The organism is Mesorhizobium sp. M1406, assembly GCF_040317555.1.
Lineage (GTDB): Bacteria > Pseudomonadota > Alphaproteobacteria > Rhizobiales > Rhizobiaceae > Mesorhizobium.
This window is the reverse complement of sequence record NZ_JAMYKW010000101.1, coordinates 1-11,144: the sequence shown is the minus strand read 5'-3', so window position 1 is coordinate 11,144 and position 11,144 is coordinate 1. Positions and strand designations below refer to the sequence as shown.

The following is an 11,144-nucleotide window of genomic DNA, read 5'->3' as shown; positions in this document are numbered from 1 at the left end:
TTGTCAAAACACCACAGTCCCAGAAACACCCCACCGCCCACCCGGGGGCTGGGGTTGGCGGGCCCCCGTTTTTTCCAAACCCACCCCCCCCTCCCCGGCCGCTGCGCGCCCACCTCTCCCCACTTCCGTGGGGCGAGGAACCTCAATGCGTATCCGCGCTCGCCCTCAGCTCCGCCCGCTTCTCGTCCGACAGCACAGCCAGATCCAGCACCTTCTGCAATTCGGCCGCATGGTGGAAGGACGGTTCGGCCTGCACGCCGGTTCGCACCGCATCGGCGAAACGCTGGTAGTTGGTCGCCACCGTGCCGGCGTCGAGCTCTTCCCATATGGCGTTCTCGACATTGTCGCCGACGCAGGCCTTGAGCGCCGAGCCGTCGAGATTGTGCACCACCTCGAGGCCGCCTTTGTCGCCATAGATGCGCAGGCGCAGCTCGTTGAGATGGCCTGATGCCCAGCGGCTGGCATGCACCACGCCGAAGGCACCATTCGAAAAATCCAGCGTCATGGCGAAGCTGTCGTTGGCGTCGAGCCCGTAGTCGCCGATGCGGTTGCCAGGTGCCTTGTCGAAGCTGCGCAGCCGGCAGAAGACATGGTCGATGTCGAGAGCCGCACCATAGCTGGCGAAATCGAGGATGTGGATGCCGACATCGCCGAGCACGCCGTTCGAGCCGTGGCCCCGCGACAGGCGCCAGAGCCATTTCGGATCGGTGCGCCAGTCGCCCCAGAATTTCGACACCAGCCAGCTTTGCAGATAGGACGCCTCAACATGCCTGACCGTGCCGATCTCGCCCGCCCGCACCATCTGGCGGGCCTTCTGCAGCGCGGCGACGTTGCGATAGGTGAGGTTCACCATGTTGACGATGCCGGCGGCCTCGGCGGCCTCGGCCATCTCGGTCGCCTTGCCGAAGTTTTCGGCCAGCGGCTTCTCGCACAGCACCGGCTTGCCGGCGGCGATCAGCGCCATGGTGGTCGGGTGGTGGATGCGGTCGGGCGTGACATTGGCCACCGCGTCGAAGGCACCCCATTTCAGCGCCTCCTCCAGCGAGGTGAAGCGGTTGGCGATCTTGAAGCTGTCGGCGAAGTCGCCGACGCGCGCCGGATCGACATCGACGGCGCCGACGATGTCGACGCCTTCGATGGCACTGAAGCGACGGGCATGTTCCTGCGCCATCCAGCCGGTGCCGAGTATCAAAAGCCGCATTTATTGCTCCCTGGAGATATCGGAACCCCCCGCCCGATCGACGCCCTCAAATAGCGCGGATGATGCCGCCGTCGACCCGGATGTTCTGGCCGGTGATGTAGCCGGCGCCTTCGGAGGCCAGGAAGGCGATAGTGGCGGCGATCTCTTCGGAGGTCCCGTAGCGCTGCATCGGTACGCTGTCGCGGCGCTCCTCGGTGGCCGGCAGGCTGTCGATCCAGCCGGGCAGGACGTTGTTCATGCGCACATTGTCGGCGGCATAAGTGTTGGAGAAGATCTTGGTGTAGGCGGCAAGCCCGGCGCGGAACACCGCCGAGGTCGGGAACATCGGGCTCGGCTCGACCACCCAGGCCGTCGAGATGTTGATGATGGCGCCGCCCTTCTGCTTGACCATCTGCGGTGCCACGATGCGCACCGGCCGGATGACGTTCAACAGATAGACATCCATGCCGGTGTGCCACTGCTCGTCCGTGATTTCGAGGATCGGCGCACGTGGCCCGTGGCCGCCGCTGTTGACCAGCACGTCGATGCGGCCATAGCGTTCCAGCGTCAGGTCGACCAGGCGCTGCAGATCGTCATTCGACTGGTTGGAGCCGGTGACGCCGAGCCCGCCCAGCTCCTTGGCCAGCGCCTCGCCCTTGCCGGACGAGGAAAGAATGGCGACCTTGAAGCCGTCCGTCGCCAGGCGCTTGGCCGCCGCCGCACCCATGCCGCTGCCGCCAGCCACGACAACAGCCACTTTTTCTACACTCATCGGATTTTCCTTTTCGGGTTGGCGGGCACCGCAAGCGGTGTTTTCGGGAGTTGAGGGTTGATATAACTGGTTTTCCCCACCGGTTCGAACCAGAATGCCTGAAATCAACCTGTAGAAAAACTCCTGCATGCCCGAAGCCTTCCTCAGCCTGCCGCCGTTGAACGCACTGCGCGCCTTCGAAGCCTCGGCGCGTCATCTCAACTTCCGCATCGCGGCCGAGGAGCTCAACGTCACGCAAGGAGCGGTGGCCCAGCACATTCGCGGCCTGGAGGCCGATCTCGGCACAAAACTGTTCGAGCGGCTGCCGCGTGGCCTGGCGCTGACCGATGAGGGCCGCGCCTATGTCCCCAACATCCGCCGCGCCTTCGACCTGATCTCGGAGGCGACGCTGCTGCTTCGCCCCGAGCCGGCGCGGCTGGCGATCAGCGTGACGCCAAGCTTCGCTACCAAATGGCTGATCCCCAGGCTGCAGGATTTTGTGACGCACAATCCGCTGGTCGATCTGCGCGTCCTGGCCAGCGAAAGCCTGTCGAGCTTCCAGGCGGACGGCGTCGACATTGCGGTCAGGCAAGGCCGTCCGCCCTTCGGCGCCGGCCTGATCGTCGACCTGTTGTTTCCGCAGCAGATCATCGCCGTCTGCAGCCCGGCCCTGCTGCCGGCAGGTGCTACCGAAATCGCCGCGGCCGAAATCCAGCATCACGTCCTGCTGCACGACGCGCACAATCTGTGGCCGGAATTCATGGAAAAAGCGGTCGGCCTGAAGATGACGACGGAGCTGAAACGCATGCGCTTCAACCAGACGGGCCTGGCCATCGACGCGGCCATCGCCGGCCAGGGCATAGCGCTGGCCAGCCGCTTTCTCGTCGCCGCCGACCTCGCCGCCGGCCGGTTGGTCCAGCCCGTCAGCGGCGAAATGCGTGGCACGCAGGATTTTTATGTCGTGATGCCGAGAAAACAGCGGCACCCCGAGCCGACGCAAGCCGTGCGGCAATGGCTGCTGGATGCGGGGGAGCGGCCGCCGGTCTAGATCGGCAACAAGGCGTCGGGCTTCACATTGGCGATCGAGGCGTAGGTGTGCGTCTCCCGCACCCCGGGAAGCGGCAGGATGACCCGCTGCAGAAAATCCTGGAACATCGCCATGTCGGCGATACGCGCCTTGACCAGATAGTCGAAACCGCCGACCACCATGTGGCACTCGATGATCTCGGGCGCCCGCAGAACAGCCTCCGCGAAGCGGTCGAAGACATGCGGTGCCGTGTGGTCGAGCCGCACCTCGATGAAGACGAGCTGTGCCTGCCCGATCCGGGCCGGGTCGAGGACGGCACGCACCGCGCGGATGAACCCTTCGGCGAACAGCCGCTTGACGCGCTGCGCCGCCCCGGTCGGCGACAGGCCGACTCGCCGCGCCAGATCGAGCGTCGTGCGGCGGCCGTCCTCCTGCAACAAACGCAGCAGCGAGCGGTCGATACGGTCGAGAATTTCCATTTCAGTATTCACACCTTTTGGTCTTCGAAGGCGTGATAGTCACGCCAAAAAGACAAAAATAGTATATTTCATCGCACTCGCGGATCGCAATACCGTTGTCCTGCAACCGACAACGAAAGCGTACCCCATGACATCAGCCCAATCGATTATCCGCAGCGCCCAAGCCAAGGGCGACACGCCAGTCCTCATCCTGAACGAGGCCGAGGTGAAAACCTGCATCGACCCGCGCCAGCTCCTCGAGGCCTTGGCCGGCGGCTTCAAGGCGCTGTCCGGCGGCAAGGTGGTCAGTCCGGCGCGGCCGCAGCTCGACATTCCGCAGGCCGGCTATTCGCTGGCCATGCCGGCCTGGACGGCGGGCATGCATCTGACGGTGAAGATCGTCAACGTCTTCGAGGGCAACATCGCCAGAGGCATCCCCAGCCACCTCGCCACCATCCATCTGTTCGACCCGCGGAGCGGCATGCCGGTCTGCGTCATGGACGGCACCTACATCACCGCCGTGCGTACCTCCGGCTCGGCCGTGCTCTCGGTGCGCGAACTTGCTCGCCGCGACGCCAAGGTCGCGACAGTGGTGGGGGCCGGCGTGCAGGCCGGCCAGCATCTCAATCTTCTGCCGCTGGTACGCGACTTCGCCGAGATCCGTGTCGTCTCGAAGGAATTCGCGGATGCACAGGCGCTTGCCACGCAGCACCCCGGCGTCGTCGCCGTCGCCGATATCGAGGCCGCGGTGCGCTCGTCCGACGTCGTCTGCCTGGCAACGCATTCCTATGCGCCGGTGATCTCGGCCGACTGGGTGCGACCCGGCACGCATGTCTCGTCGGTCGGCGTTGCACCGCCCGGCGGCGAACTGCCGGTAGAGCTTATCGAAAGGGCCAGCCTGTTCGTCGAGACCAGGGGGGCCTTTGCCCCGACACCGGTCGGCTCCTGCGAACTCGCTGGCCTCAATCCGCAAACCGGAACCGAACTCGGCGAAATGCTGCTCGGGCTGCAACCGGGGCGGGTCAGCGCCGACCAGGTCACCGTCTACAAGGCCATGGGGGTCGCCATGGAAGATCATGGAAGATATGGTGGCCGCCGACCTCGCCTACCGCGAGGCGATACGGCGAGGAATGGGGCGGGTTGTTGAGCTGTAGGGTACTGCCCGCTTAATTGTCGAAGCCAGCGCCGCTCCTCATTTCCCTGCCGGGCATTTCTCGCCGTAGAACGGGGAGAAAGAAGCTCTTTCCGCAACGCTGGCGATTGGCGAAATCGGCCATGACAGCGTCCTCGTTCACGGGGAGAAGATGGCGGCAGCAAGACAAGGGGCGGCGCAATGTTCGGGCCAGACCGCGCCTATTTCAGAAACTTTCCACACTCCTGCTTGAGCGCTGGCACCAACCAGGCAGCCCCTCAGTCTTCCTCGGTCCAGATCAGCCGCAACAGGCGCAGCAGCGTTGCCCGCTCCTTTTTCGTCAGCCTGTGCAGGAACCGGTCCTCGTGCCGGCGAACCTGTTGCCGCCATCCCGGCATCGCCTCCCTGGCGGCCTGCGTCAGGTTGAGCACCTGCACGCGTTTGTCCCCGGCATGGTCGTCGCGCTCGACCAGCCCGCGTTCTTCCAGTTCGGAGAGCAGCGGCGCCATGTTGGCGCTCTTCATGCCGAGCAGGCGGCAGAGTTCGGCGGCGCGGATGCCGGGCTTCTCGTCGATCAGCGCCAGCATGCCGTAGGTGACCGGGCGCAGCGCCGCATCAGACAACTCGACGGCGAAATCGTTGAGCGCGAGCGCCGAGGCACGTCTGAGATTGTAGCCGATCTGCGCGTCCAGCGCGTCTTCGGCCATTGCACTTGGCGCGCTGCGACCGGGGTGAAGTCGGGTATCATCCATGCTGCAACCGATCGCCGCGATCATAGCCCTTGTCAAGCGAAAAAGACTATGCGACATAGCAAACATAAAAGCTATGCCACATAGCAATTTATGCTGATGACAAAGCGGAACGGGAGGACATGACCATGACCGAAGAGACCGTAGCCTTCGACGTCGAGAACGGCATCGCCTGGGTGCGCTTCAACCGGCCGGACAAGCGCAACTGCATGAACCCGGCGCTCAACCGGAGAATGATGGAGGTTCTCGACGAGCTTGAATTCCGCGACGATGTCGGCGTGCTGGTGCTGTCCGGCGAAGGCAGCGCCTGGTCCGCGGGCATGGACCTCAAGGAATATTTTCGCGAGACCGAAGCCAAGGGCCTTGCCGCCATCCGCAAGGCGCAGTCTGAAGCGTATGGCTGGTGGCGGCGCTTGCGCTGGTATGGCAAGCCGACCATCGCCATGGTCAATGGCTGGTGTTTCGGCGGCGGCTATGGCCCGCTCTTCGCCTGCGATCTCGCCTTTGCCGCCAACGAGGCGCAGTTCGCTCTGTCCGAGATCAACTGGGGCATCCTGCCCGGCGGCGGCGCCACCAAGGTGGTGGTCGACCTCTTGTCGATGCGCGACGCCATGTACCACGCGCTGACCGGCGAGCTCATCGACGGCAGGAAGGCCGCGGCCTGGAAGCTGGTCAATGAAAGCCTGCCGCTGGCCGACCTCAAGGCGCGCGTCACCGAGGTTGCGAACGTCCTGCTGAAGAAAAACCCGATTGCCCTGAAGGCGACCAAGGACGCCATCCGCCGCGTCACCGAGATGACCTACGACAACGCCGAGGATTATCTGGTACGGGCACAGGAGGCGGCCAATTCCCACGACAATGACGGCCGCAAGGAAGGCATCCGCCAGTTCATCGACGAAAAGAGCTACAAGCCGGGTCTCGGTGCCTACGACAAGGCGCGATAAACCACCGACGCAATCTGGGAGGAGATGCGAATGCCGGCCTGGACAACGCCAGATCCCGTGGCCCTGCACGCCGGGACGCAGCCGGATCGTCTTGCCTGTGTCGACCTGGCAACCGGCCGGCGCTGGACCTATGCGGCACTCGACGAGGCCATCCAGCGTACCGTCGGCGTCCTCGAAACCGGCCATGGCATCGAACAGGGACAACGGATCGCCACGCTTGCTCGCAACAGCGCCGACCTGGCTATCCTGCAGCAGGCCGCGATGCGGCTCGGCGCCATCTTCGTGCCGCTCAACTGGCGGCTCGCCAGAGCCGAACAGCAGGCGATCCTGGCCGATTGCGATCCGATCCTGCTGCTGCATGACACCGTCCTTGAAATGACGCTGCCCGAGGGCTGCACGCCAATCGAAGTCGCTGCCTTCGCGGCGGCGGTCGAGGAACACCCGCCCGCACCGCGCCGTCCCTTGCCGGCCAGCGATGCGCCGTCGATCATCCTCTACACTTCGGGCACATCCGGCCAGCCGAAAGGAGTTGTTATCACCGAGGCGAACGCCTTTGCCACCGCGGTCAATTTCGGCGTGCTGGGGCGGGTCGGCAATGCCAGCGTCTTCCTCTGCGACGCGCCGATGTTCCATGTCATCGGCCTCATCACCAGCCTGCGCCCGACGCTGCTTCAGGGCGGTACGGTGCTGATCTCGCCCAGCTTCGACGCCGGCGTCACCAACCGTCGTCTCGCCGATCCCACGCTTGGCGTCACCCATTATTTCTGCGTGCCGCGGATGGCCAGGATGCTGCGCGACCATCCCGATTTTGCGCCTTCGAATTGGACGTCGCTGACCGCCATCTTCACCGGCGGCGCGCCCAATCCCGCCGCCGACATCCTCTGGTGGCTGGCACAAGGCGTGCGCATGGCCGACGGCTTCGGCATGACGGAAGCCGGCACCGTGCTTGGCATGCCGGTCGAGGCCGACCGCATCGCCGGCAAGGCGGGCGCGTCGGGCCTGGCTGGACCGACGATCGGCCTGCGCATCGTCGACGACGCTGGCCGTGACGTCGCTTCCGGCGAACCGGGCGAGATATGGCTGTGCGGCCCCAGCATCACACCTGGCTACTGGAACCGGCCGGAAGAGACGGCACGCGCCTTTACCGCCAACGGCTGGTTCCGTACCGGCGACATCGGGCGGCAGGATGAGGAAGGCTTCGTCACCCTCGTCGACCGCCGCAAGGACATGTTCATCTCTGGTGGGGAGAACGTCTATCCGGCCGAAATCGAGATGGTGCTGCTCGACCATCCCGACATTGCCGAGGCAGCGGTGATCGGCGTCGCCGACGAGCGTTGGGGCGAAGTCGGGCGCGCCTTTGTCGTGGTCAAGTCAGGTTGCGTGCTCGATCCGGCTGATCTGGCAAGCCACTGCGGCGCCCGCATCGCCCGCTACAAGGTGCCGAAAGAATTCCTGCTCACCGATGCGCTGCCGCGCACCGCATCCGGCAAGATCCAGAAACACATTTTGCGCGGCTGGACAGCACCGGCCGGCGGGCATTGAAGCTGCCGATCTCCCTCCTTGTGGGGAGATTGGCGGCGTCACCGGCCGCGTCCTTCCAAAGCGTCCTCACAACATTCGCCGGCATTTGAATAAAACCCGCCTGTGGATATTTACCCCGCGTTCCGCCAGGCCCGGCAAGATGGACATTAGGGCGGGATCATGGAGGGAACCATTGACCAGCGATTTTTCAGCCGCCCGCATCCACCTCGAACGTGCCTATCACTATCTGCAAGGCAATGACGAGACGAGCCGCGCTGCCTGTGACGCCCTGGATCTGTTGATCGAAGCGGTGGCGGAAGCACAGCACAGGCGACCCGAGGCTGGCGTGCTGGAGTTTCCGAAATCGACCGCGCGGCGAACCGCATAGAATGTGTTGAGACTCAGGTCAGGCCGGCCGGCCTGACCTGAAACGCGGCACACCCGGGATCACGAAGCCTTGCGGGCCACCACCACCACGGTCGCACGCGAAACAATCTGCTCCAGCGGCTCTGGCCGATGCAGCAAGAATCCCTGGCCGTAGGCGACGCCCATGTCGCCCAGCATCGTCAGCGTGTCCTGCCGTTCGATCTTCTCGCCGACCACGTCGCAGCCGAGGCTGCGGGCGATGCTGGTGATGGCCAGCACGATTTCGCGGTCGAAGCGGCTTTGCGTGATGTGCTCGATGAAGGAACCGTCGATCTTGATCGTATCGACGGGGAAGCGCCTGAGATATTCGAACGAGCTCATGCCGGCGCCGAAATCGTCCAGGCTGACCCGGCAGTGCCGCTCGCGCGCCTTGCGCACGAACTGTTCGGCGGCGTCGAAATTGGTGACGGCGGCGGTTTCGGTGATCTCGAAGCCGATGCCCGAATGCGGCGCCCCGGTCTCCTCGATGACGCTGTCGACGAACGCCCACAGCTGCGGATCGCTCAGCGTCTGCGCCGACAGGTTGAAGCCGAGCGTCAGCGCGCCTGAGCGCAAGGCGGCACCATGCCGCGACAGCGCGGCGCGGATGATCCAGCGGTCGAGCCGCGACGCGATGCCGAAGCGCTCGGCCACCGGAATGAACTCACCGGGCGGCACCAGCCGGCCGTTGCGTGCGACGAGCCTGGCCAACACTTCGACATGGCGGCTTTCCTGCCAGGGCCGGCCCAGCAAATGGATTTCCTGGCCGAACAGTTTCAGCCGCCCGTCTTCCATGGCATCGACGGTGTCGGCGGCGACGCGCGCGGCATTCAGCCCGCCCGATCCTGCTTCCGCTGCCGCGGAGAACACCGCGAAACGGTTGCGTCCGGCAGCCTTGGCCGCGTAGCAGGCGTCGTCGGCGCAAGCGAGCGCGTCGGCCACCGTGATGTTGGCGTCGTCGACGAAGGCGATACCGATCGAGGCCGCCAGTTTGCGCGTCGACGCGGCCAGGCCGAGATCCTCCTCGCGCACCGCGCCAAGCACGGCAGTGGCGATCCTCTCGGCCAGCGCGGCATCGCAATACGGCACCAGCAGCGCGAATTCATCGCCGCCCAGCCGCGCCGCGTGCGCGCCCGGCGGCAGGCAGCCGCGGATACCGGCGGCAACGCTCTTCAGCGCCAGGTCGCCGGCGGCGTGGCCGGCAAAATCGTTCAGCGCCTTGAAGTAGTCGAGATCGACATAGAACACCGCCAGCGGCGCACCCGCCGCGATATGGTCGGCGAGCAGCCGGTCGAAGGCGGAGCGGTTACACAGGCCGGTCAGCGCGTCGTGACGGGCGGCATAGGCGAGTTCCTGCTCGCGCAGCTTGTCCTCGGTGATGTCGCGCACCGTGCCGAGGATCTGGCCTGCGGCACCCGCGCCGGCGATGGAGCGCACCAGCGATTCGACATGCCGGACCTGGCCGTCCCGCCGGATGATACGGTATTGCGAGGCCGTGACACCGTCCGAGCCAGGCGGCGGCAGGTGAGCCTGCTCGGTGGCCTCCTTGTCGTCGGGATGCAGATAGCTGTGCCAGAGGTCGGCCGTCACCTCGTCGGTGTCGGCGACGAGGCCGAATATGTCCTTGGTGCGGGCGTCCCAATAGCTCCTGTTGGTGGCGATGTCATAGTGCCAGATGCCGGTGCCGCTGGCGGCGAGCGCCAGGCGGAAGCGCACATTGACCTGCTCGAGCTCGGCTTCGGCCGCCTTCTGCTTGGTGATGTCGGTCTGCACGCCCATCAGCCTGAGCGGTTTTCCGGTCGCGTCGCGCTCGACGACGCCGCCACGATCGAGCACCCACACCCATTGACCCTGCTTGTGCTTCAGCCGCAGCTCGGTCTCGATGGCATCGGTCTGTCCCGCAATGTGGCGGTCGCCGCTGGCCAGCGCCCGCTCGCGATCGTCGGGATGGGTCAGCCGCAGCCACAGGTCGCTGGTGTCGGCAAGCTCGCTCTCGTCATAGCCCAGCATCCCCGCCCAGGTCGCGGAATAGAAGCAGTCACCGGTGCGAAGATCCCAGTCCCAGACGCCGAGATGGGCGCGTTCCAAGGCCTTGACCCAGAACGTTCCATTGCGACTTTTCTTGTCCCGACCAGCCATCGTCTGTTTCGCTCATCCCCCACCGAGGGGCAATCTGCGACAAAACCAGAGAAGAAAGCGTTACTTGGGCTGAGACAGGCGGTTTCGTGCCTCCTGACCTGCCACCTCTGCCCTCCCGCCTTTCGATTGGCCGGCAAGAACCGGAGTTTTTGCGCCCGCCGGATCGTCCTAGTCATGGCTCCAGGTCGTCGGCCAATCCGATGATCGCGTTGCAGAGACAAAGAGGACCTCCCAATGACCAGCCAAGAAGACAATAAGGCCATCGTCGTCAGATGGTTCACCGACTTCTGGGGTGAAACATGCGATCTCTCAGTGGTCGACGACATCGCCGCGCCCGACATGCTGTTGAAATATTCGCTGCACGAGCCGCGCCGCGGCCGCGACGACATCAAGGCCTTCATGACCGACTTCCGCGCCGCCTTCCCAGACCTCAATTTCTGGGCCACGGCCGACCTGGTTGCAGAGGGCGATTATGTCGTCGGTCAGTGGGAGGGCGGCGGCACGCACACCGGCCCGGCTTTCAGCGATTTCCTCGTGGGTTCGCTGCCCGCCGCCACCGGCCGCACCATGCGCTTCACCGGCATCACCGTGCTGAAGGTGGTCGACGGCAGGATCGTCGAGGAGATCGGCCTCGATGACGGCGTCGCCGCCCTCACCCAACTCGGCCTGATCAAGGCCGCCTGATCGAACCGCATGATTGAACGTGGGGCCAAGCCCCCCCCCCGGGGGGCCCCCATAGGAGGGTGGTGGGGGGGGGGGGGCAGAAAGGCGCGCGGGGGGGGCCCAGCCCCGGGGTGGGGGCGGCACACAAAAAGGAAACACAAAATAGCCAAAAAAT

Annotated in this window: 11 protein-coding genes; 6 read left to right on the top strand and 5 right to left on the bottom strand. The window is 65.1% G+C overall.

Annotated features, from left to right (window positions below; translation table 11 throughout):
* Positions 1–142: 142 nt before the first annotated feature.
* Positions 143–1,201: a Gfo/Idh/MocA family protein gene (locus NKH03_RS32965; RefSeq protein ID WP_352973065.1), complete on the bottom strand. Its 1,059-nt coding sequence runs from the start codon at positions 1,199–1,201 to the stop codon at positions 143–145.
* A gap of 46 nt (positions 1,202–1,247) precedes the next feature.
* Complete coding sequence (locus NKH03_RS32960) at positions 1,248–1,952, bottom strand: SDR family oxidoreductase (protein WP_352973063.1); 705 nt, start codon at positions 1,950–1,952, stop codon at positions 1,248–1,250.
* Between the two features lie 127 nt (positions 1,953–2,079).
* Between NKH03_RS32960 and gcvA the strand changes: the two genes are divergently transcribed.
* Positions 2,080–2,979, top strand: a complete 900-nt coding sequence (gcvA, locus tag NKH03_RS32955; RefSeq protein WP_352973061.1) for a transcriptional regulator GcvA — start codon at positions 2,080–2,082, stop codon at positions 2,977–2,979.
* Here the strand turns inward: gcvA and NKH03_RS32950 are convergent.
* Positions 2,976–3,437, bottom strand: coding sequence for an Lrp/AsnC ligand binding domain-containing protein (locus NKH03_RS32950; RefSeq protein ID WP_352973059.1), 462 nt, complete (start codon positions 3,435–3,437; stop codon positions 2,976–2,978). The genes gcvA and NKH03_RS32950 overlap by 4 nt on opposite strands.
* Before the next feature lie 127 nt (positions 3,438–3,564).
* On the opposite strand from NKH03_RS32950, the gene NKH03_RS32945 reads away from it, so the two are divergent.
* The gene (locus NKH03_RS32945) at positions 3,565–4,563 is read left to right on the top strand and encodes an ornithine cyclodeaminase family protein (RefSeq protein ID WP_352973057.1); all 999 of its coding nucleotides are present in this window, start codon (positions 3,565–3,567) and stop codon (positions 4,561–4,563) included.
* A gap of 263 nt (positions 4,564–4,826) precedes the next feature.
* On the opposite strand, the gene NKH03_RS32940 is transcribed toward NKH03_RS32945, so the two are convergent.
* Positions 4,827–5,300 (bottom strand): MarR family winged helix-turn-helix transcriptional regulator, encoded by a 474-nt coding sequence (locus tag NKH03_RS32940; RefSeq protein WP_352883082.1) that lies wholly within the window; start codon positions 5,298–5,300, stop codon positions 4,827–4,829.
* A 125-nt stretch (positions 5,301–5,425) separates the two neighbouring features.
* Here NKH03_RS32940 and NKH03_RS32935 point away from each other — a divergent pair, with 125 nt between their 5' ends.
* The 3 genes from NKH03_RS32935 (at position 5,426) to NKH03_RS32925 (ending at position 8,150) form a co-directional block, all read left to right on the top strand.
* Positions 5,426–6,241, top strand: coding sequence for a p-hydroxycinnamoyl CoA hydratase/lyase (locus NKH03_RS32935; RefSeq protein ID WP_352973055.1), 816 nt, complete (start codon positions 5,426–5,428; stop codon positions 6,239–6,241).
* Between the two features lie 24 nt (positions 6,242–6,265).
* On the top strand, positions 6,266–7,783 hold the full coding sequence (locus tag NKH03_RS32930) for an AMP-binding protein (RefSeq protein WP_502913580.1): 1,518 nt from the start codon (positions 6,266–6,268) through the stop codon (positions 7,781–7,783).
* Positions 7,784–7,955: 172 nt separating this feature from the next.
* Positions 7,956–8,150, top strand: a complete 195-nt coding sequence (locus tag NKH03_RS32925; RefSeq protein WP_352872604.1) for a hypothetical protein — start codon at positions 7,956–7,958, stop codon at positions 8,148–8,150.
* Between the two features lie 59 nt (positions 8,151–8,209).
* Here the strand turns inward: NKH03_RS32925 and NKH03_RS32920 are convergent, their stop codons facing one another.
* Positions 8,210–10,306 carry an EAL domain-containing protein gene (locus tag NKH03_RS32920; protein WP_352973051.1) on the bottom strand — a complete coding sequence of 699 codons (2,097 nt, stop codon included), beginning with the start codon at positions 10,304–10,306 and terminating at the stop codon, positions 8,210–8,212.
* Between the two features lie 234 nt (positions 10,307–10,540).
* Between NKH03_RS32920 and NKH03_RS32915 the strand changes: the two genes are divergently transcribed.
* Positions 10,541–10,990, top strand: a complete 450-nt coding sequence (locus NKH03_RS32915) for an ester cyclase (protein WP_352973049.1) — start codon at positions 10,541–10,543, stop codon at positions 10,988–10,990.
* The last annotated feature ends 154 nt before the right edge of the window (positions 10,991–11,144 follow it).